We start from the raw sequence: 19,886 nt of genomic DNA on the forward strand, positions 1-19,886 counted from the left end.
CCGGTCACGCGGGACGCGGGGCCCCGGGCTCCGCTCCCGCGGGCACGGCTCGCGCGCGGTGCGCGAAGAGAAGCACGACGGCGACCGCCGAGAGCACCAGGGCCGGCGTCGGAGCCCAGGCCGGAGCGAGCGTCACGGTCGCCGCTCCGACGACGGCCCCGACCGCGAGGCTCGCGACGATGAGCGCCTGGAGGGTCCTCGACCCGGACGAGCGCTCGGCGAGCTCCTGCATCAGGCTCGTGAGCGTGCCCGTGACGAACGTGGTCGTCAGGCCGGCGGCGCCGGAGATCCGCTTCGCGAGCACGGTCTGCAGCCCCAGCGCCGCCGCGCTGGTCGCGATGAACGCGCAGTCCACGAGCAGCGACGTGCCGCCCTGCACCGTCGGCCAGGCGACCGCGACGGCGAGCTGCAGGACGACCCCCACGAGCGCGATCGCGCGGAGCGGACGTCTCCCGTCGCCGGTCGACGGCGTGCGCGCCCGGGTCGTGCGGAACCCGGCGTAGACCGCTCCGGCGAAGAAGACGATCGCCGTGACCGCTCCGGCCGCGGTCGTCAGCCAGGCGGAGCGGGGGTACAGCCCCAGCAGCACCAGGTTGCCCGTCATGTTCGCGGTGAAGATGCCGCCGAGCAGGAGGAACGCGAACGCGTCGGTCGCGCCCGAGGCGATGGCCAGCAGCACCAGGGCGAGCCTGAGGCGCGCGGGGCCGGTCACCGCCGTCACGCGCGGCCCTCACCCATGGAGCTGCCGCCAGGTGACGATCTGCTCGCCGCGGAGCTCGTAGCTCCCGAAGCAGCGGAGCCAGTGGCCCTCCCCCGTGTCCGAGCGGAGGTGCAGGGCGTGCTCGGTGAGGACGACGCTGCCGGCGACGGCGATCGTGACGAGGGCGATCCGGATCTCGGTGAACGCCCGGTGGACCTCGTCGCACATCTCGAGGACCCGCGCCCGCCCCGCGATCTCCTGCGAGCTCGACGCGCTGTAGACGACCTCCGGATGCAGGAACGGGATGAGCTGGCGGCTGTCGCGAGCGCTCCACACCTCGAGGAAGTCGCGCACGACCAGCTCGTTCTCGATCATCGCGACGCCCCGCACCGACGCGTCCTGCCAGCTCTCGGCCATGGGTCCTCCCGCCGTCCCCGCACCGACACTCGTCGATGGCGACGAGCCTGCCCGAGAGCGCCCAGGGCGCCTACGCGTCGGATGACCCGATCTCCCCGCCGGCGGGCTCACCGCGCGTGGGCCGTCGCCAGCTCGCCCCAGTGCGTCGTCGCCCGGAGCGAGAGGGCGTCGCGCTTCATCGTCCACACCGGCCCCGTGCGGATGCCTGCCAGCCCGAGGCCGACCGCGGACCGGCCGTGGCGCTTCGTCACGGCGTCGATGGTGGCGCCGAGGCCCTTCGTGTCGAAGGCGGTGTCGAAGATCTCGAGCAGCGCGTGGGAGTTCCGGGGCGACAGGTTCGTGAGGATGACGCCGGCCCGCACGTAGCGCGCGCCCTCCCGCAGCCGCGGGCGCAGGGTGCCGATCGCGGCCCTCACCATCGCCACCGGGTCGTCCGTGGGAACGGGGAAGCCGGCCAGGCCGCCGGCGGACTCGTACGGCGCGTCCGCGAACGGCGACGTCGACGCGAACACGCTCATCGTCCTGGTGACCGACTCCTGCGCGCGGAGGCGGTGGGCGGCGCGCTGCGCGTAGACGGAGAGCACCTGCTCCATGTCGCTGATCGTCGTCACGGGAGTGGCGAACGACCGGGAGAAGATCAGCTGGTCGCGGACGGTGCGGGCGGCCTCGAGCGGGATGCAGTCGACGCCGCGCAGCTCGTAGACGGAGCGCTGCAGGACGACCGAGAACTTCTTGCGGATCAGCGCGGGGTCCGCGTCGCGGAGGTCGCGGACGGTGTGGATGGACAGCTCCGCGAGGCGCTTCCCTGTGCGGCCGGCGACTCCCCACAGCTCGGTGACGTGCTGCGAGGCCATGAGCGCGTCGAGCTGCTCGGGCGTGTACCAGTCCGTGTCGCAGACGCCCCCCAGGCGCGGGTGCTTCTTCGCTCCGCCCTTGTTGACGAACTTCGCGAGAGTCTTGCTCGGTCCGAAGCCGACGCAGACGGGCAGCCCGACGTTCTTCGCGACGGCCGCCCGCATCTCCCGGCCGATCTTCGCCCGCTCCGCCACGTCGCCGTCGACGCCGAGGAAGGACTCGTCGATCGAGTACACCTCCTGCCAGGCGGAGTAGCGGCCCAGCAGCTCCATGACGCGCGCGGACAGCTCGCCGTACAGCTCGTAGTTGCTCGATCGGGCGATCACCTCCGGGAGGCGACCGGAGCGGATGAGCGGCTCGATCTGGAACCAGGGCGTGCCGTTCTCGATCCCGAGCCTCTTCACCTCGTCGGAGCGCGCGACCACGCAGCCGTCGTTGTTCGAGAGGACGACGACCGGCCGGCCCGCGAGCCTCGGATCGAACAGCCGCTCGCAGGAGACGTAGAACGAGTTCACGTCGACCAGGGTGATGCGCCGCTCAGAGCGCACGGTGCAGCCGGTGGAGGCAGACGGTGACGACGCCCCACACCCGGAGGTCGCTCAGCTCGGCGACGTGGATCGGCGGGTACTCCGGGTTCTCGGCCCGCAGCACCACTCCCCCGGGGTGCAGCTCGAGGCGCTTGACGGTCAGCTCGCCGTCGAGGATCGCGATGACCACGCTCCCGTGCGTCGGCGTGATCGACCGGTCGACCACGAGCTCGTCGCCGTCGCTGATGCCCGCGCCGACCATGCTCTCGCCCGAGACGCGGACGATGAACGTCGACGTCCTGTCGCGGATCAGGTGGTCGTTGAGGTCGAGGGACCCGTCGAAGTAGTCCTGCGCCGGCGACGGGAATCCCGCCGCCACGGCCTCGCTGGTGACGAGGAAGGTGACGGCGACGGCGTCCGAGGCCGGAGTCGCGATGCGCTCCACGACGGTCACGCTCATGGTCGGCTCCCTCCTCATCGCATCGAACGTGTGTTCGAACGCGTCCGAGTGTAGGTCGGGGGCACCGACATTCGGGAGGCGCTCGGCGCCGTCCTCGACCGCCGGCGAGGAGGATCACCGGCGACGCCGCTGGGCGCCCGGAGGAGTGGCGCGTCGGCCGACGCGAGTCCAGCCTCCCTGGAGCCTTCTCCGGCACGATCCGACCTCATCCCCTCGGAAGGAGCTCCTCTCATGCGCGCATCCCGTCCTCTTCCCGGCGACCCCTGGCCGTCGGAGATGGTCATCACGGTCGAGGACAACCCCGCGGCGCTGCTCGAGCTCCTCTGGATCCGCGAAGCGTGGGGCTTCACTCCGGCGGGCGACGGGCCGCCGCCGCTCGAGCGGTCCCCGGAACGGGTCGGGTCGGCGGAGCCCGGCGCCGACGAGCAGCGCGCCTGGCCTCAGCTGTGGCAGGACTGCGTCGAGCATCTGGCGGTCGAGACCGGCCCGCTCCTCCGGCAGCTCTCCAGCACCGCCGACGGATCCCCCGAGCGCGCACGCCTCCTCGACCTCGCGCGCGGCCCCGGCTGGCGGGAGCGCTTCGGCGACGACTCCCTCGGAGCGCCTTTCCGCGCCTGGCACGACGAGCTGCGGTCCGCCCGGATGGACGCACGGGACGTCCCGCTGGACGCCGCCCCCGAGCGGCGCTGCCTCGGCTCCCTCGTCCCCGCCTGGGAGGTCGGACTGACGACGGTGGTCACCCTCCCCTGCCGCGGCGAGTACACGCGCGCCGTCTCCGGCTCGGTGCTGCTCCTGACCGACAGCGACCACCGGGACCCGGACCGCTACGCGGCCGCGCTCCGCCGGTTCGCCGACGGCTCTCTGGAGTGACGGGGCACGGATCTCCGGATCGGATGAACGCTCGCGCGCTCCGGACGGTATCCCCCTCCGAGCCGCCGATCTCCGGCGACCGCAAGTCTCGAGGAGTGCACGATGACCAGGAACATCAGAGTCGGTATCGCAGCTGTCGCCGTCGCGGGCGTGATGGCGGTGGCACCCGTGCTCGCCGGTGCGAGCAGCGTCGCTCCCGCCGCGGCGACCAGCGACTCCAGCAGCGCGTCGGACAGGAACCTGATCAACGCGGTCCGCTCCGTGGCGGCGAAGCTGCGGGTCGTCGGACTCTCCGACGGCGGCACGAAGCTCGTGCAGTTCAACCCGACCAAGCCCGGCAAGGTCACGAACCGCGTCGCCGTCACCGGCCTCACCGGCGGCGACACCGCGCTCGTCGGCATCGACTACCGGGTCCAGGACGGCGCCCTCTACGGCGTCGGGGACAACGCGGCGAGCGCCGGCGTCTACTCCATCAACCCGTCCACCGGGGTGGCCACCCAGGTGACCCGTCTCACCGTGGCGCTGAGCGGCACCTCCTTCGGCGTCGACTTCAACCCCGCCGCGAACGCGCTCCGCGTGGTCAGCGACACAGGCCAGAACCTCCGTCAGCCGTTCGCCACCGCGGGCGCCGCGACGGTCGCCGACGGCACGCTCAGCTACGCCGCGCCCGCCGTGGCCACCGGTGTCGCCGGGGCCGCGTACACGAACAACGACCTCGACGCGAACAGCGCGACCACCCTGTTCGTCCTCGACACGGCCCTCGACCAGATCGCCATCCAGTCCCCGGCCAACGCCGGCACCCTGGCGCCGACCGGGAAGCTCGGCCTCGACGCAGCGGGTGCGACCGGCTTCGACATCTACTCCGTCCTCCGCAACGGCAGCTCCATCGGCTCGGTCGGCCTCGCCGCCGTCAACGGGTCGCTCTACGAGATCGGACTGCTGAACGGCACGGCGACTCCGCTCGGCGCCATCGGCGCGAACGTCACGGACATCGCCGTCCCGCTCGTCCAGCGCTGACCCGAAAGGCTCCGGGCGACCGCGCCCCTGCCGACCGACGCTCCCGGTGAGCGCCGGTCGGCAGGACGCCGGTCGGCAGGACGCTCCGGCGGGCCGCCGGGGCCGAGAGCCCTCGTCGGAAAGTTCACTCAGCTATGCATCACCGTTCACCCACCGACGCGGCGATGAGGAGTGAGATGAGCGTGCCCCTTTCCGGGGTCTCACCTCTCAAGGAGTCCACGACGTGACACGACTGTTCCGCTCCGCGAACCGCGGACGCTCCGCTCTGGCCCTCTCGGCCGCTGCTCTGGTCTGCGCCGCCGCCCTGGCCGCACCCGGCGCCGCCACTGCCGTCGGTGCCGCCGACCTCTCCGCCACCGGCGGAGCCGCCCGCATCTCCCCGGTCGACGCCGACCTCTCCGACTCGCTGCGCGCAGCGGTGAAGGAGCAGGACGCGAAGAACGTCATCCTCCTCATCGGGGACGGCATGGGCGATTCGGAGATCACCGTCGCCCGCAACTACCAGTACGGAGCGGCCGGCCGCTTCCCCGGGATCGACGCCCTGCCGATCACCGGCCAGTACACGACCTACTCGCTCTACCGTGCGGACGACCCGGCGACGGGCGCCGTCAAGGGCGCCCCGGACTACGTGCCCGACTCCGCCGCCACCGGCAGCGCCTGGGCCACCGGCACCAAGACCTACGACAACGCCATCTCGGTCGACATCGACCAGCAGCGCAAGGACACCCTCCTCGAGATCGCGAAGGCGAACGGCCTGAAGACCGGCAACGTCACCACCGCCGAGATCCAGGACGCCACCCCGGCCGTGCAGGCCGCTCACGTCGACGCCCGCAGCTGCTACGGACCCGACAGCGCGAGCTGCGGCGACGACGCGCTGGAGAACGGCGGACTCGGCTCGATCAGCGAGCAGATCCTCGACACCCGCGCCGACCTGACCCTCGGCGGAGGCTCGGCCAGCTTCGCGCAGGTCGCCCGCGCCGGCGACTGGAGCGGCGAGCCGCTGTTCCAGCAGGCCGCGGAGCGCGGCTTCCAGGTGCTCGGGGACGCCACGACTGCCGCCACCGCCGCGCAGCTCGACGCGCTGACCGTCGCCGACCAGGACGCGCCCGTGCTCGGACTGTTCAACTCCGGCAACCTGCCCGTCCGCTACGCGCCCACCCCGGCGACGGTCGGCGGAGCGGACGCCGCCCCGCAGACCTGCGTCGCGAACCCCGACCGTCCGGCCGAGCAGCCGACGCTCCGCTCCATGACCGAGAAGGCGATCGACCTCCTCGACACCGGCGACAAGGGCTTCTTCCTCCAGGTCGAGGGCGCGAGCATCGACAAGCAGGACCACGCCGCGAACGCGTGCGGCCAGATCGGCGAGACCGTCGACCTCGACGAGGCCGTCCAGGCCGCGCTCGCGTTCGCCGAGGCGGACGGGAACACCCTCGTCATCGTCACCGCCGACCACGCCCACTCCAGCCAGATCGTCGACTCGACCCCGCCGACCTCGCTCAGCACCGCGCTGAAGACCGCCGACGGCAGCACCATGAAGGTGTCGTACGGCACCGCCGCCGAGGGCGGATCGCAGCAGCACACCGGAACGCAGCTGCGCATCGCCGCCTACGGGCCGGGCGCGGCGAACGTCGCCGGGCTCACCGACCAGACCGACACGTTCTTCACCATCACGAACGCGCTCGGAGTGGACCGCGACATCCGCTCGATGAGCTTCGGAGCCACCGCCGAGCTCTCCGGCTCGTCGTTCGCCCCCGGAGCCGACGTCACCCTCACCGCGAAGGGCTTCAACGGGGACACGCAGCTGATCGGCTCCGCGCCCCTCTTCACGGACCGCACCGCGACCCGCGACCTCGCCGGCGGCGGCCTCACCGTCACGGCGAAGGCGCCCACCACGCCCGGCGACTACAGCGTCACGGTGACCGGCGACCAGACCGGCAAGGCGATCACCCTGCCGTTCACCGTCACCGAGCGCCCGAAGTCGAGCACCCCCATCACCGACAAGGTCAAGGACCTCGGCGGGAAGCTGATCGACAAGATCCGCCAGAACTGAGCACTCGTCGGCCCGGCTCCTCTGGAGGAGCGCGGGCCGACGGAGTCGCGGGAAGGGCCGTCCCTCGGGGCGGCCCTTCCTCGCGTCCGGGGGGATCGGCACAACCGAGCGGGCCGGGTGAGCCCGCCGTTCGATCAGGACGCGTCGGCTCCCGGCGACTCGCGACGCGGCACGGCCCCCGCGCGATGCACGATCGAGCGGATCAGCGCTTCGAGCAGGAGCGGCGCCCCGGCGAGCGCCACCGAGGCGGCGACGACCGACTCCGTCCAGGGCGTGGTGTCGTACGACTGGGAGCCGACGAGCGCGGGAGCGATCGCGAACGTCGCGACGAGGTAGCCGGGCAGCGTCGATCCGATCAGGAGGACGAACGACGCTGCGCGGAGGGGCGACGTCCTCGCCACGAGGACCGCGAGCGCGAGAAGAGCGGTGGGCGCGACCAGTCCCAGCACGACCGCCGGGAGCATCGCCTGCAGGATCGTCGGTGCGCCGAGGATCCCGGACAGGACCGCGTGCAGGCCGAGGCAGCCGAACGCCGCGGCGACCACGGTCCGCAGCACCGCGACCGGGCGCCGCCGTCCCGGACCGACCGCGGCGAGGACGGCGAGAGCGACGAGGAGGTGCCCGATCCCGAGCAGCTGCGCTGCCGATCCGACGTTCTCCCACGGATCGGAGGGCCACGAGTAGTCGTACCGGTGGTCCTCGATCGCCTGCTCGCCCAGGATCGGCCCGGCGACGGCCCAGCGCTGAACGGCGGCGAGCTGCTGCAGCCCGGCCGAGGCGAGCATCAGAGCGCCGGCCGCGATAATCCCGCTCGAGCCCCGCTCACGGGCTCCGGGACGTCCTGACTCCGCTGCTGTCATGCGGCCACGGTAGGGGCCGGGGCGTCCGGCACGGGTGGCCGGGAGGAGAACGTCTCGCCGCGATCGGTCTGCGCGAGACGCCTGCGCGCGATCCGTCGGGACCGGCCCCGGCACCGGTGGGGGATGCTCCGCGGGCCCGTTCCGAGGCCGACGCATCCTCCGCGCACCGGCCCCTGCCCTGTTGCGGACATGTCCGCTAGAGGCTGTTGTCGGCGGTGGGACCGGGTGCCACTGTTCGGAGACGGCCGCCCACGGTCGACCCGATCGAAGGCTCCAGCATGCGCTCTCCCTCCGCCTCCCGCCCGACCGACCCGGACGCCGGTACGGCCCGCTCGACCCCTGAGCGGAGGACGAGGCCTCGGCCGGCGCTCGGCCTGCTCGCGCTGACGGCGACCGTCGCGCTCCTCCTCGGGACCACGGCTCCCCTGTCCGCGGTCGCCGCGGCTCCCGCTGCGACCGGTGTCGTCGGCTGGGGTGACGACTCCAGCGGGCAGGTCACTGCGCCGGCTGGGCTCACCGACGCGACGGCGATCGCCGCGGGCGGCTCCCACAGCCTCGCCCTGCGCAGCGACGGCACCGTCGCCGCCTGGGGCGAGGACAGCAGCGGGCAGGCCACCGTGCCGACCGGTCTGGACGACGTCGTCGCCGTCGACGCCGGCGTGAACCACAGCCTCGCCCTGCGGAGAGACGGGACCGTCACCGCCTGGGGCGACGACGGCGACGGGCAGGCCACAGTGCCGGACGGGCTCGCCGACGTCACCGCCATCGCTGCCGGCGGCTACCACAACCTCGCCCTGCACGGCGACGGGACCGTCACCGCCTGGGGATACGACTTCTACGGCCAGGCGACCGTGCCGGACGGGCTCAGCGGAGTCGTCGCCATCGCCGCCGGCCGATTCCACGACCTCGCGCTGCACCGCGACGGCACCGTCACCGCCTGGGGATACGACGCCTTCGGGCAGACCGACGTGCCCCCGGGACTCACCGGCGTCACCGCCGTCTCCGCCGGAGCCTCCCACAGCCTCGCGCTGCGCTCGGACGGGACCGTCGTCGCCTGGGGCAGCGACAGCGACGGCCAGTCCGACGTCCCCGACGGCCTCGCGGACGTCACCGCCGTCGCCGCCGGCGGGTACCACAGCCTCGCTGTGCGCCGCGACGGCACCGTCACCGCCTGGGGCTACGACGGCTTCGGAGAGGCCTCCGTGCCGGCGGGACTCACCGGCGCCACCGCCGTGTCCGGCGGCAGCTTCCACAGCCTCGCCCTCGGCGCTCGGCCCGTCTTCACGGCCGACGCCCCTCCGGCGACGGCGCCTCTCGGAGCGCCCTTCTCCTACACCTTCGCCACCGGCGGCGCGTCGACGTTCGAGCTCGCCTCCGGGTCCCTCCCGGCCGGCCTGACCCTCACCTCCGCGGGCGTCCTCTCCGGCACCCCGACCGTCGAGGGAGCGTCCTCCTTCACCGTGTCCGCCCGCACCACCTTCGGCACCACCACCGGCGCGCCCCACACCCTCACCGTCGGACCGGCGGCGACCGCTCCGACCCTCTCGGGGACGGCCGCGGCCGGCGTGGTCGGCTCCGCTTACGACTTCACGTACACGGCGACCGGATCCCCGGCGCCGGTCGTCACCGTCGTGTCGGGCACTCTGCCTCCCGGGCTCGCCCTCGACGGCTCAGGCCGCCTCACCGGCACCCCGACCACCGCGGGGACGTACGGCTTCACCCTCCGCGCGGCGAACCCGGCGGGCACCGTCGAGGCGGCGAGCACGCTGACCGTCTCTCCGCAGAAGGCGACCACGAGGGCCGACCTGCGCGTCGACGTCTCCGCTCCGACCACCGCGGTGAAGGGGAGGACGTTCACGTACACAATCATCACGAAGAACGCCGGACCCTCCACGTCGGCGTCCGTCTTCTCGAAGGTGGTCCTCCCCCCGACCGTGCAGTTCGTCTCCGCCACGGGCTCGTACAGCCGCATCGGGAGCATCGTGATCTTCCCGCGCTCGAGTCTCGCGAACGGGCAGACCGTCACCGAGAGGATCACCGTCACGGCCACGCGCACCGGCACCGCGACCGCCTTCGCCGCCGCGTTCTCGGTCAGGACACCGGACCCGTCGATGCGCAGCAACGCCGACACCGCCGCGACGACCGTCCGCTGACGGCGGGCGCAGGAGGACGGCGGGCGGGCCTCCGGGATCGCCCGCCGTCTCGATCCACGAGGTACGGATGCACCCGGAATCCCCGTTCACCGGCGCCCGACCCGCGGAGGGGGCGCCCGGCTAGAGCACGTCGGCGATCGCGGCGAAGGTCCGGTCAGGGTCCTCGAGCTGCATGTCGTGGTGCACGCCCGGGAGCCGGCGCACCTGCCAGCCCCGCTGCTCGAGCCGCGCGGCCAGGGCGTCCGGCAGCACCGCCGGCGACTGGTCGGAGAGCACGATCGTCGACGGGACCGCCGGCGCCTCGACCGGGACCGGGTGGAAGGCGACGTCCCGGAACACGCCGACGGCCATCCGCGCGTCGAACCGCTTCTTCGCGTCGTCGAGGAGCGCGCGGGTCTCGGGGCTGTAGGCGGCGCGGACCGCGGCGCTCGCCCGCGCCTGTCCGAGCTGGGCGATGCCGAGCGACAGAAGCGGCGCCGCCCAGAACAGCCGTCCGGCGAGGCCGCTCGTCGGGAGCGCGAGGGCGAACCCGGGATCGAGGTAGACGGCCCGGCCGGGCGCGAGTCCTGCGACGGCGCGCTGCAGCACCGCGCCGCCGAGCGAGTGGCCGACCACGCTGTCGAGTCCCGCCGGCAGCGACTCGACCAGATCGGCGGCCATGTCGTCGATCCGGTAGGACTCCGCCCGGGCGCTCGCGCCGTGCCCGCGCAGATCGACGGCCGTGACCGTGTAGCGGCCGGTCGCGACGAGCCGCTCGACGAACGGCCCCCAGGTCGCCGCCGACGCACCGAGCCCGTGCACCAGCCCGACGTGTCGCGGTCCGGATCCGGTGGTGAGGGTCTGCAGGCGCATCCCCTGATCCTGCCGGAGACGGCGCCTGAGGCGGAGGCGCCGGGCGGATGCGGAGCCTGCTGCTGCACCCTCTGCGTCGACGATCGCGCCACATCTCCTGCCATCGAGGTGTGCGCTCTTGACTCCGCCGATGAGCGCTGGGAGGTTCTCCGGATGCGATGGCACTCCGCCGTCCGCCCGAGCAGCCGGCCGAAGAGAGGACCTCCATGACAGCGACGAGCAGAGCCACGGGAACGGTCGGCCGGACCGCCGTCGTCTTCGGGGCTGCGGGTCTCGTCGTCGGGGCCGTCGTCGGCGGAGCCGCCGTCTTCGGAGCGGGGCTCCTCCTCGACGACTCGAGATCGAGGATCACGATCCGGGACGTCACCCGCGCGGAGCTGGACGGACTCGAGCGCGCTGCCGCTCCGAGCAGGGAGGCCTGCGGAGATCGTCGTGGGTGCGTGGAGGGCGTCGACGGGCCCGCGGCGTCGATCCACCGCTACCACTCCCTCGATCTCGCGCGCCAGGCGACGGTGTACAACACGAGGGACGTCTACCGGTCGGACCGGCTCGTCGTCGAGTTCGAACCGGATCTGGGCCCCGATGAGCGGCACGACCTGATCCAGGTGATCGAAGGGACCTGGACCGGGAGCAGCGACTGACGGGCGTGAAGCGAGCCGCCCGGACGGCGTCGACGAGCGACCGGAGGGCGGGGCCCTCGACTACTCGCTCAGCGCCGATCCTCCTCCGGAATGCCCACCGGACAGGGGCCTCCACAGGGGGTCCGCCCGGGTGCGGTCCGGGCCTACGCTCGCCCCATGCATCTCCGCACTGTCGCGATGAGGCCTGGCGCCGCCGCTCTCGGGCCGGTCGGCGCGCCCCCACGGACCGCGCTGGACGACGTGCTCGCCCACCTGGTCGCGGCGCTCGCGATCGGATCAGGCCTGCTGCTGGTGCCGACGGGCGTCGGCGGAGTGCCGCTGCTCGCCACAGGATCGACCGGAGCGAGCGTCTTCGAGGCCTGGACGCTGATCCGCACCACCGTGGCGCTGCAGGTCGGCATCGCCGTGCTCGCGATCGGTCTCGGCGCCGTGGCGCGGACGCGCGGACCCGCGGGAACCCGAGCGGAGCGCTGGTGCGTGGTCGCCGCGATGAGCGCCGCGATCGGCGTGGTGCTGCTGGTCGTGCCGCCGGTCTGAGGACCCCGGGGAGCGTCGCCCACCAGTCTGTCCGGGTCGCCGCGCGCGCCCGTGACCGGACCGTCACCTCGCGCCGCGCGGCGTGATCGGATCGTTGCAGGATCCGGCACCGGCTGAGGTTCCGCATAGGACACACTCAGCGATAGGGGGCGAGCGTCCCCCGCTCATGGGGAAGCCGACCGCGATCAGCGGCTCGGAGGAAGCAGGAATCGTGCGCTCTGCGCGACGACGCCACGGCGTCACCGTCATCACCACTGCGGCACTGCTGGGGGCGCTCGCGTTCCCCTCCGTCGCTCTGGCCACCGAGGTCGTCCCGGACGCCGCCTCGAGTCCTGCACCGGCCGAGCCGGCTCCCACCGTGGAGCCGATCGCGACTCCGGAGCCCACGGCGACGCCGCAACCGGCCTCGACCCCGGCGCCCACTCCGGCTCCGACCATCGCGCCCGTCGAGAGCGCGCAGTCGCCCCTGGCGATCGCCCTCGACCGCACCACCTACGAAGCGGGCTCGGCGTTCTCCGCGATCCCGTCGGCGGAGGGCTGGGCCGGCGGCCTGGACGTGTCCGGGACGGGTTTCCAGCCCGGCACCGTCGCCGTCGTCGTGCTCCGCGACGGCGACTCGGAGGAGGCCGTCACCACCAGCGTGATCACCGCCTCCGGCGAGCTCCGCCTCCAGGACTGGCTCCCCGCCGACGCGGACGGCGTCGCGGTGGACCCCCATCTCCCGCTCCCCGGTGAGACGATCTCCGTCGTCGCGGAGGGACTCGACGCCTCGGGCGCCACTGTCGCCTCCGATGCCGTCGAGCTGACCGTGACGCAGCCCGACACGAGCGTCGTCTTCCAGAACCGGGAGGACGGCGGGGTGCTCCCGGCCGGTGCGGACATCCAGGTCGGAGAGTTCCGGATCTACGGCGTCGTCGCCTCGTTCCGCGGATTCGACCGCGGCGAGGACGTGTCCGTCACGCTCACCGCGCCCGACGGCAGCACCTCCGCCCTCGTGCCCCCCACGCCGACCCCGCTCTCGGGCGAGGCCTTCGTCCTGCTCGACGCCGACACCATGGCGGACCAGCTGGGCACCTTCTCCGTCACCGCCACGGGAGAGACCAGCGGACGCTCCGTGACGTCGTCGCTCGAGCAGGTCCCCTCGCGCACCGCGATCCGGATCTGGCCCCAGGGGGCTCCGCCCGAGCCCGCCCCGGCGGACGGACAGCCCACCAGCGGTGGCGCTCTCCTCGGCTTCGGCGCGGACGAGACCGTCTCGATCGGCGTCTTCTCGACCTCGGGTGCGCGCCAGACGCTCACGGGCGGCGGCTCGAGCCTCGAGGTCGGCGTCGACGCGCTCGGCTGGAGCCTGATCTCCCTCGGCCAGTACCCGCTGCAGGACCCGGCGAGCGAGATCTACTGCGTCATCGCCCGCGGCACGTCGAGCGGTCTCGTGGCGAGCACCTCCTACGACTACACCCTGACGGAGGAGGACCCGATCGCCGGAGAGGCCGACTGCTCCGCCGCGGTCGCCGCGGTCACGGCGCACCCTGTCGGCGCCGGGCCTGCAGGGCACCCGGCCGGCTCCGGACCCGCTGCGCAGACGGGCGGCCACCGCCCCGTCCTCGCCTCGACCGGCGTCTCGACGACCGCGCCGCTCGCCCTGGCCGCCTTCGGCATCCTCGGCGGTCTCGCCCTGACGGTGCGCCGCCGCCGCGCGTAGACGGCCGCGCACCACGCACGACGAAGGCGCCCGGGCAGACCGCCCGGGCGCCTTCGTCGTCGCGAGACCCGTCGGGTCAGTCGGACGGCACCGCGCAGGTCTCCTCCGCCGCGGTCTGGCCCGGAGCGTCGACGGCGACGGGAGCGGGATCCGTCGGAGCCGCGCCGCCGTCCGCGGGCGCCTCCTCCGCGGGCGCCTCCTCCGCCGGAGCGTCGGAGGCGAGGGTCACCGGCTGGTCGGTGAGGACGCGGTTCATGAGCTCGGCCCCGACCTCGGCGTTCGGCACGACCTTGCCCGGGTAGTCCGGGTCGTCGAGCGCCGGGTACTGCACGAACACCATCTTCGAGAGGTCGACGTCCTTCAGTGCGAGGGCGAGCGAGATCATCGTCGCCGGGCTCGTGAGCGACGTCGACAGGTGCACGTTCGACGAGGTCGCCTGCGCGAGTCCGTAGAGGGCAGGGATGTTCGAGAGGGTGTCGGCCGAGCGGACGGTGCGCATCAGGGAGGCCAGGTACTGCTGCTGCGACGAGATGCGGCTGAGGTCGCTCTGGTCGCCGACGCCGTGGCGGCTGCGGAGGAACGAGAGGGCCATCGACCCGGAGACGGTGGAGGTGCCGGCGGGCAGGTCCAGGCCCGAGTCGGTGTCGAGGATCGGACCGGTGAGGCAGATCGGGACGCCGCCGACGGCGTTGCTCATCTCGATGACGCCGTTGAAGGACACCCAGCCGGCGTAGGGCACCGTCAGGCCGGTGAACTGCTGCAGGGTGTCGTTGACGCAGGCGAGCCCGCCGTACTGGAACGCGGAGTTGAGCGGGACGCCGGCGGCGGCCTCGGTGACGACGCCCGTCTCGGGGTCGGTGCACGCGGGACGGTCCAGGATCAGGTCGCGCGGGAAGCTGATCACCGTCGCGCTGCGGTGGTCGGCCGAGACGTGGAGCAGGATGTTGACGTCGTTGAGCGTGTCGTCGCGGACGCCGAAGGAGTCGCCCTGCGTGGCGTCGTTGTCGGTGCCGACCACCAGGACGTCGAAGCCGCCCTCGACCGCGCCCATCTGCACGTTCCCGGCGGTGGGAGGAGCGACGCCCAGGTCGACCGCGTTGTCGGCGACGTTCCGGCTGATGCTCACCGTCGCGATCGCCACGAGCGAGGTGGCGCTGACGGCGAGGACGCCGACCACCGCCGCGATCCCGACCACCACTGTCCGCGCCCCGGACCGCCGCCGGAGCCGCCCGTGCCGCACCGCGCGCTCGTGAACCCTCATGCGCTCCCACCCCTCGCCCCGCCCGCCCGTTCGCGGACGCAGTCGCTCGCCAGTGTAGGCAGGCCCCCTCCGATGCGGCGCGGAACGGCCCTGCTACCGTCGTGCGCGCATCGAGGAGCGGAGGAGGAGCCGTGGAACGCCGAGTCGTCGATCCCGTCACGCAGATCGAGTGGATCGTCCCGCCGTTCGCGACGGAGGAGGACACCCTCGCCCGCGCGCGGGCCGATCGGGAGGGGCGGCTCGCCGACCTCCGCCTGTACCCGGACCACTGCGCGGAGTATCCGCTCTGGGCGGTCGACGGCCCGGTCGACGACCCGGGTGCGATCGGCGTCCCGGAGGCCCTGCACGGACCGCTGCTCCGCTGGCAGGAGCTCTGGGCCGCCGGATGCGACGTGTTCGAGGGCTGGAGGAGCGCCGAGGCGGAGGAGCGCTGGCTCGCCCTCGGCCGGGAGCTGCACACCGACCTCGAGGCCGCCCTCTGGCTGACGACCCGGGTGCTCGCCTGCTTCTGAGGACTGCTGCTCGGACATCCGCGGGAAAGCCGGCGCAACCCGTCCCCGGACCGGCCCCTGCGTGCCTACCCTGGACGGTGCGCTCTCCTCGTCTTCTGCAGCAGGTCGTCGGCAAGCTCGGCGGGCAGCGGCCCGCGGCCCCGGTGAGCCGTCGGGCGCAGCGCGCGCTCCTCGCCGAGCAGACGGTCCGCGGAGTGCTCGAGCTGGCCGTGCGGCTGGGCGAGACGCTGCTCTCGCTGGGGTCCGCGGCCGCCGAGGTGACCGAGACGATCCAGCGGGTGTGCCGCGCGTACGGCATCGAGTGCCAGGTCGACCTCACCTTCACGTCGATCCTGGTCGTGCACGACGGAGGCGACGACTCCCCCAGCGTGAGCGTGCTGCGCGTCGTCCCCTCCCGCAGCGCCGACTACGAGCGGCTCGCCCGCGTGACGGCGCTCGTCACCGCCATCACCGAGGGCTCGCCGGAGGTGCGGGTCGCCGACGCCGTCGATTCCGCCGAGGCCCGCGAGGAGGCCCGGCACCAGTTCGAGGCCGCGCACGACCGGCTCGACGCGATCCTCGTCCAGCCGCACCGCTACCGCCGCGGAGTCGTCACCCTCACGCTCGCGCTGATGGCCGCGGGCGTCGCGCTCCTGCTCGGGGGCGGACCCCTCGTCGTGCTCCTCGCCGCCGCGACGGCCGCCGCGATCGACCTGGTCAACCAGCTGCTCGCCCGCTGGGGCCTGCCCGCCTTCTTCCAGCAGATCGCGGGCGCCGCGCTGGCGACCGGAGTGGCGGTGGTGCTGCTCGCGGTCGTGCCGCGGCTGCCCGTGGAGCTGGCGGTTCTGCCGCCCGCGCTCGTCGTCGCGTCGGGGGTGGTCGTGCTCCTCGCCGGGCTCTCGTTCGTGGGAGCGGCGGACGACGCGATCAACGGGTTCCCGATCACGGCGGGCGGCCGGCTGCTCGAGGTCGGGCTGCTGACGCTGGGCATCGTCGTCGGGATCGCCGTGGTGCTCGACGGCGCGCGCTCGCTCGGGGTCGAGCTGGTGCTGGTCGACTCCTACGCCCGCCCCTGGCCGGCCGCCGTGCAGGTGCTCGGCGCCGGGGTCGCGGCCGGCGCCTGGGCACTCTCGTCGCACACCCCGCCGCGGCCCGCGCTCATCGCCGCCCTCACCGGAGCCGGCGCGTTCCTCGTCTCCGACTCGCTGACCACCTCGGGCTTCGCGCCGCTCATGGCCAACGCCCTCCCGGCGCTGGCGATCGGCCTGCTCGGCGAGATGCTGGCCGAGCGGATGCGGGTGCCAGCCGTGGTGACGACCGCGTGCGCGATCGTCCCCCTCCTGCCCGGCCTCACCCTCTACCGCGGCGTCCTCGGCCTCACCTCGAACGCCGGCCCGAGCGCCGGGATCGAGCTCCTGCTCCAGGCGGGCATGATCGCGCTGGGCCTCGCCGGCGGAGTCACGCTCGGCCGGATCGCCTACCGCCGCCTGCGCACCCCGATCGTGCGGGCGGTGGCGCCGGTCCGCGCCCGGACCCGCCGGGACCGCGGGATCGAGCAGGCCCTCGCCGCCGACGTCCTCTACCCCGACGGCGCCGAGGCCGGGCAGGCGGACACCGCGCAGGTCGTCACGGCGCCGGGCAGCGGATCCGGCCTCACGGCGTCCGACCCGTCGGCGCCGGCCGCGGTCGACCCCGCACCGCTGCCCGACGAGCCGGCGCCGGCCGCCGAGGAGCCGTTCACCCGCACCGGGATCGTCCCGATCGTCAGCACGATCGGCGTGACGGAGCCGGTGCCGATCGTCACCGAGGAGGATCCGGCCGACCGGGGCTGACGACAGGGCCTGCTCCCGCGGCCTGCTCCTCGCCGCAGAGGGAGGCGCCGCGCCGGTCAGTCCGCGTGGCCCCGCACGACCGCGGTCCGGCGGGTGTCGATCACGATCACCGAGCCGAGCACGATCAGGGCGAGCGACACCGAGGCGAGCGTGTCGGTCAGCCAGTGGTAGCCGAGGTAGAGCCGGGCGACGATCTGGCCGGCGATCATCCCGAGCGAGAGCGCGAAGGCCCCGATCATCCAGCTCCGGGAGGAGCGGCGGGAGGCGAGGAGGAACGTGGTGATCAGGAAGAAGTCGCTCACGCCGGTGACGTGGCCGGAGGGGAACGAGAACGTGCCGTCGGGCCCGAGCAGCATGTACTCGACCGGCGGGCGCATCCGCATCACGAGGTGAGCGGCCAGCTGCACGCTGAGCATCCCGACGAGCATGCCGCCGGCCAGGAGGATCGGCCGCCAGAGGTGCCGCGCGAGGACGAACCAGAGCACGAGCACCGCCAGGATGATGACCGGCAGGTAGACCGGCCCGAAGACGGTGGCGAGCGCGTCCATCACGACCGTGCCCTCGGCGGAGCGCTTCTCGCGGAACCACTCGGCGACGACCGGATCGAGGACGGTGAGGCCGGTGCCGCTCGCGACCTGCGCGGTGAAGGCCGCGAAGAGGACGACGCCGACGCCGATGAGGCCGAAGCCGGCCCGGTCGAGGCCGCGGCGCGCCTCCGGGGCCATCACGCGCTCCTCCACGAGGAACCGCTGGTGGAAGCGGGCGCGGCGCGAGAGGGCGGGGGTGCTCATCCGCTCACCCTAGGGCTGCGGAGGCGCCGCCGACCGGGCCGTTCGCTCAGCGTCCTGCCGCGTAGTGCGTCTGGATCTGCTCCGGCGTGAGGACCGTCGAGTACACCGCGGCGTAGCGCAGGCTCCCGCCGAAGTACGAGGAGCCGACGTTCGGCCACTGGCCGCCGAGGCTGTCGTATCCGATCTTCCAGGTGCCCGTCGTGTTCTCGGCCGTCCGGTAGGTGCTGTTGGAGGCGACCTTCACGCCGTCGACCCAGAGCGCGATGCCCGCCGTCGGCGAGAGCGTGGAGACGACGTGGTGCCAGAGCCCGTCGTTGACGGCTCGGGTGCTCGTGATGGTCTGCGCGGCGCCGTTGTAGACGCCGAAGACGAGCTTGCCGTCGGCACCGATGTAGGTGTGGCGGTCGTACTGGCCGCCGGGAGCGGTGGCGCCCGCGCTGAAGCTGAAGAGCTTGCCGCCGGCGTTCGTGGTCTTGAACCAGATCTCGGTGCTGAAGGTGCCGGGGTTCCTGATCTCCAGCGGCGTGCTCAGGTACTGGTTGGTGCCGTTCGGCGTCCACGAGCCGCCCGCGTCGCGCGGGCAGGCCTTGGGCGTCGCGGCGGAGCTGACCATCGCGGTCGGGAAGAGGCTGGTGGAGCGGTAGGTGCCCGGGTACTGGCCGGAGTCCGTGTCGGGCGCGGTCGTCGATCCGCTCGGCTGCGCGAGCGTGTAGGCGAAGAGCGCGGCCCCGCGGTCGGCGGCGAGGGCGCCGTCGCAGGTGAAGAACGCGGCGGCGCTGCCGACCGTGTTGGTCGAGTTCAGGATCGAGGCGGTGTACGCGCCGGAGGTGGCAGGGGCGGTGAGCAGCACGGCGGCCAGGGCGGCGGCGGCGAGGGCGGCGACGACAGACCTCGGGCGGGCGAGGAGGGTGCGCAGCCGCGCGGCCGGCGAGGCGGCGGAGAGGCGGTGCCGGCTCATGCCGTCTCCTCCTCGCGGGCGGCGCGGCGGCCGCGCTCGGCGGTCCGCTCCGGCTCGCCGGGGAGGCCGACGAAGACCGTGTAGAGCACCGGGATCGCGCAGAGCAGGACGAAGAGGACCCAGCCCCAGAACGGCAGGTGCAGAGCGGAGGAGAGGGCGTAGGCGTCTCCGTCGTGCGCCGGGATCTGCAGGCGGCCGACCTGTCCGGAGACCAGGTCGACGGGGTCGGCGCCCTCGGCGCTCACGCGGATGGGGAGGACGCCTGTCGAGACGAGCGTGGCGTTCGTCGTGCCGCTGTCGACGGTGGCCTCGAGGACGACGATGCCGACCAGCGGGCGGAGCACGAAGACGGTGACGGACGCGACGAGCGAGAGGCCGAGGATCCGCATCGACGCCCGCTGGGTGGGCGAGGCGATGAAGCGGGTGAGCAGCTGCACGAGGACGGCGCCGATGATCAGCAGCGGCAGGCCGCGCACGAGCCAGCCGAGCACCGGCAGCGCCGTGGTGACGACTCCGATGAGCTGGTCCTGGCCGGTGGCCCACGGATCGACGGCTCCGTTGATGTCGCCCTGGGTGCGGAGCGTGCCGTCGTCCGCGATCTCGACGACCCGGTGGGTGTAGGTCTCGTCGGGCGTGGTGGTGGGGTGGAAGCTGACCGCGTCGCCGACCCGGACGTCCTCGAGGGCCGTCGGCTCGGTGAGGACGAGGGTGCCGACCGGAGCGGCCGTGCCCATGGAGGGCGTCTGCACGATGAACCAGCGTCCGCCGGACGCGTGGAACAGGAGCGCCGCCGCGACCAGGACGGCCAGCAGAGCGGTCGTCGTCCCGATCAGGGCGGTGCGGAGGAGGGACCGGCGGGGGCGGTCCCTCCTCCGCACCGCCCTGATCGGGACGACGACCGCTCTGCTGGCC

Annotated in this window: 19 protein-coding genes; 9 read left to right on the top strand and 10 right to left on the bottom strand. The window is 73.5% G+C overall.

Translation table 11 applies throughout. The annotated features are described in order from the left end of the window. Positions 1 to 4: 4 nt before the first annotated feature. The 4 genes from C5C25_RS13010 to C5C25_RS13025 form a co-directional block, all read right to left on the bottom strand. Positions 5 to 721, bottom strand: a complete 717-nt coding sequence (locus C5C25_RS13010; RefSeq protein WP_104226548.1) for a YoaK family protein — start codon at positions 719 to 721, stop codon at positions 5 to 7. A 9-nt stretch (positions 722 to 730) separates the two neighbouring features. Beyond that, a complete protein-coding gene (locus tag C5C25_RS13015; RefSeq protein ID WP_104247117.1) occupies positions 731 to 1,117 on the bottom strand; it encodes a nuclear transport factor 2 family protein in 387 nt (128 codons plus the stop codon). A 107-nt stretch (positions 1,118 to 1,224) separates the two neighbouring features. Beyond that, positions 1,225 to 2,520: a Y-family DNA polymerase gene (locus C5C25_RS13020; RefSeq protein WP_104250858.1), complete on the bottom strand. Its 1,296-nt coding sequence runs from the start codon at positions 2,518 to 2,520 to the stop codon at positions 1,225 to 1,227. After that, positions 2,510 to 2,959, bottom strand: coding sequence for a LexA family transcriptional regulator (locus C5C25_RS13025; RefSeq protein WP_104250859.1), 450 nt, complete (start codon positions 2,957 to 2,959; stop codon positions 2,510 to 2,512). Before C5C25_RS13025 ends, C5C25_RS13020 begins: the two co-directional genes overlap by 11 nt. A 231-nt stretch (positions 2,960 to 3,190) precedes the next feature. Here C5C25_RS13025 and C5C25_RS13030 point away from each other — a divergent pair, with 231 nt between their 5' ends. The 3 genes from C5C25_RS13030 to phoA all read left to right on the top strand — a co-directional run bounded on the left by C5C25_RS13030 (position 3,191) and on the right by phoA (position 6,896). Further along, entirely contained in the window at positions 3,191 to 3,829 is a 639-nt protein-coding gene (locus C5C25_RS13030; RefSeq protein WP_104250860.1) for a hypothetical protein, read from the top strand. A 102-nt stretch (positions 3,830 to 3,931) separates the two neighbouring features. After that, complete coding sequence (locus C5C25_RS13035) at positions 3,932 to 4,846, top strand: DUF4394 domain-containing protein (RefSeq protein WP_219812287.1); 915 nt, start codon at positions 3,932 to 3,934, stop codon at positions 4,844 to 4,846. 223 nt (positions 4,847 to 5,069) lie between these two features. Next, entirely contained in the window at positions 5,070 to 6,896 is a 1,827-nt protein-coding gene (gene phoA / locus C5C25_RS13040; protein ID WP_308470799.1) for an alkaline phosphatase, read from the top strand. Positions 6,897 to 7,030: 134 nt separating this feature from the next. On the opposite strand, the gene C5C25_RS13045 is transcribed toward phoA, so the two are convergent. Then, on the bottom strand, positions 7,031 to 7,756 hold the full coding sequence (locus C5C25_RS13045) for a hypothetical protein (protein WP_146079477.1): 726 nt from the start codon (positions 7,754 to 7,756) through the stop codon (positions 7,031 to 7,033). 278 nt (positions 7,757 to 8,034) lie between these two features. Here C5C25_RS13045 and C5C25_RS13050 point away from each other — a divergent pair, with 278 nt between their 5' ends. Further along, complete coding sequence (locus tag C5C25_RS13050; RefSeq protein WP_104250862.1) at positions 8,035 to 9,909, top strand: putative Ig domain-containing protein; 1,875 nt, start codon at positions 8,035 to 8,037, stop codon at positions 9,907 to 9,909. Positions 9,910 to 10,029: 120 nt separating this feature from the next. Here the strand turns inward: C5C25_RS13050 and C5C25_RS13055 are convergent, their stop codons facing one another. Further along, positions 10,030 to 10,761 (bottom strand): alpha/beta fold hydrolase, encoded by a 732-nt coding sequence (locus C5C25_RS13055; RefSeq protein ID WP_104250863.1) that lies wholly within the window; start codon positions 10,759 to 10,761, stop codon positions 10,030 to 10,032. 206 nt (positions 10,762 to 10,967) lie between these two features. On the opposite strand from C5C25_RS13055, the gene C5C25_RS13060 reads away from it, so the two are divergent. The 3 genes from C5C25_RS13060 to C5C25_RS13070 all read left to right on the top strand — a co-directional run bounded on the left by C5C25_RS13060 (position 10,968) and on the right by C5C25_RS13070 (position 13,641). Next, positions 10,968 to 11,402: a hypothetical protein gene (locus tag C5C25_RS13060; protein WP_104250864.1), complete on the top strand. Its 435-nt coding sequence runs from the start codon at positions 10,968 to 10,970 to the stop codon at positions 11,400 to 11,402. A gap of 156 nt (positions 11,403 to 11,558) precedes the next feature. Further along, entirely contained in the window at positions 11,559 to 11,939 is a 381-nt protein-coding gene (locus C5C25_RS13065) for a hypothetical protein (RefSeq protein WP_146079478.1), read from the top strand. A gap of 166 nt (positions 11,940 to 12,105) precedes the next feature. Beyond that, on the top strand, positions 12,106 to 13,641 hold the full coding sequence (locus C5C25_RS13070) for a hypothetical protein (RefSeq protein WP_104250866.1): 1,536 nt from the start codon (positions 12,106 to 12,108) through the stop codon (positions 13,639 to 13,641). Between the two features lie 76 nt (positions 13,642 to 13,717). On the opposite strand, the gene C5C25_RS13075 is transcribed toward C5C25_RS13070, so the two are convergent. Continuing rightward, positions 13,718 to 14,839 carry an LCP family protein gene (locus C5C25_RS13075; RefSeq protein ID WP_181133701.1) on the bottom strand — a complete coding sequence of 374 codons (1,122 nt, stop codon included), beginning with the start codon at positions 14,837 to 14,839 and terminating at the stop codon, positions 13,718 to 13,720. Positions 14,840 to 15,033: 194 nt separating this feature from the next. Here C5C25_RS13075 and C5C25_RS16585 point away from each other — a divergent pair, with 194 nt between their 5' ends. Together C5C25_RS16585 and C5C25_RS13085 are read left to right on the top strand one after the other, a co-directional pair. Further along, positions 15,034 to 15,414, top strand: a complete 381-nt coding sequence (locus C5C25_RS16585) for a hypothetical protein (RefSeq protein ID WP_181069167.1) — start codon at positions 15,034 to 15,036, stop codon at positions 15,412 to 15,414. A 77-nt stretch (positions 15,415 to 15,491) separates the two neighbouring features. Beyond that, complete coding sequence (locus tag C5C25_RS13085; protein ID WP_159940015.1) at positions 15,492 to 17,225, top strand: threonine/serine exporter ThrE family protein; 1,734 nt, start codon at positions 15,492 to 15,494, stop codon at positions 17,223 to 17,225. Positions 17,226 to 17,281: 56 nt separating this feature from the next. Here the strand turns inward: C5C25_RS13085 and C5C25_RS13090 are convergent, their stop codons facing one another. The 3 genes from C5C25_RS13090 to C5C25_RS16590 all read right to left on the bottom strand — a co-directional run. Beyond that, positions 17,282 to 18,016 carry a phosphatase PAP2 family protein gene (locus C5C25_RS13090; protein WP_104247131.1) on the bottom strand — a complete coding sequence of 245 codons (735 nt, stop codon included), beginning with the start codon at positions 18,014 to 18,016 and terminating at the stop codon, positions 17,282 to 17,284. A gap of 46 nt (positions 18,017 to 18,062) precedes the next feature. Beyond that, on the bottom strand, positions 18,063 to 18,974 hold the full coding sequence (locus tag C5C25_RS13095; RefSeq protein WP_104247132.1) for a LamG domain-containing protein: 912 nt from the start codon (positions 18,972 to 18,974) through the stop codon (positions 18,063 to 18,065). After that, on the bottom strand, positions 18,971 to 19,886 hold a 916-nt coding region (locus C5C25_RS16590; RefSeq protein ID WP_181133702.1), incomplete at its 5' end, for a S26 family signal peptidase. The genes C5C25_RS13095 and C5C25_RS16590, both read right to left, overlap by 4 nt.

Origin of the sequence: Rathayibacter sp. AY2B9 (assembly GCF_002931595.1) — a bacterium.
In the GTDB taxonomy this organism is placed as follows: Bacteria; Actinomycetota; Actinomycetes; order Actinomycetales; family Microbacteriaceae; genus Rathayibacter.

Bases quoted from the DNA above. Each gene is read 5' to 3' on its own strand.
- C5C25_RS13015 (WP_104247117.1), bottom strand. From the start codon at position 1,117: ATGGCCGAGAGCTGGCAGGACGCGTCGGTGCGGGGCGTCGCGATGATC.
- C5C25_RS13025 (WP_104250859.1), bottom strand. From the start codon at position 2,959: ATGAGCGTGACCGTCGTGGAGCGCATCGCGACTCCGGCCTCGGACGCC.
- C5C25_RS13030 (WP_104250860.1), top strand. From the start codon at position 3,191: ATGCGCGCATCCCGTCCTCTTCCCGGCGACCCCTGGCCGTCGGAGATG.
- C5C25_RS13035 (WP_219812287.1), top strand. From the start codon at position 3,932: ATGACCAGGAACATCAGAGTCGGTATCGCAGCTGTCGCCGTCGCGGGC.
- C5C25_RS13045 (WP_146079477.1), bottom strand. From the start codon at position 7,756: ATGACAGCAGCGGAGTCAGGACGTCCCGGAGCCCGTGAGCGGGGCTCG.
- C5C25_RS13050 (WP_104250862.1), top strand. From the start codon at position 8,035: ATGCGCTCTCCCTCCGCCTCCCGCCCGACCGACCCGGACGCCGGTACG.
- C5C25_RS13055 (WP_104250863.1), bottom strand. From the start codon at position 10,761: ATGCGCCTGCAGACCCTCACCACCGGATCCGGACCGCGACACGTCGGG.
- C5C25_RS13060 (WP_104250864.1), top strand. From the start codon at position 10,968: ATGACAGCGACGAGCAGAGCCACGGGAACGGTCGGCCGGACCGCCGTC.
- C5C25_RS13065 (WP_146079478.1), top strand. From the start codon at position 11,559: ATGCATCTCCGCACTGTCGCGATGAGGCCTGGCGCCGCCGCTCTCGGG.
- C5C25_RS13070 (WP_104250866.1), top strand. From the start codon at position 12,106: ATGGGGAAGCCGACCGCGATCAGCGGCTCGGAGGAAGCAGGAATCGTG.
- C5C25_RS13090 (WP_104247131.1), bottom strand. From the start codon at position 18,016: ATGAGCACCCCCGCCCTCTCGCGCCGCGCCCGCTTCCACCAGCGGTTC.
- C5C25_RS13095 (WP_104247132.1), bottom strand. From the start codon at position 18,974: ATGAGCCGGCACCGCCTCTCCGCCGCCTCGCCGGCCGCGCGGCTGCGC.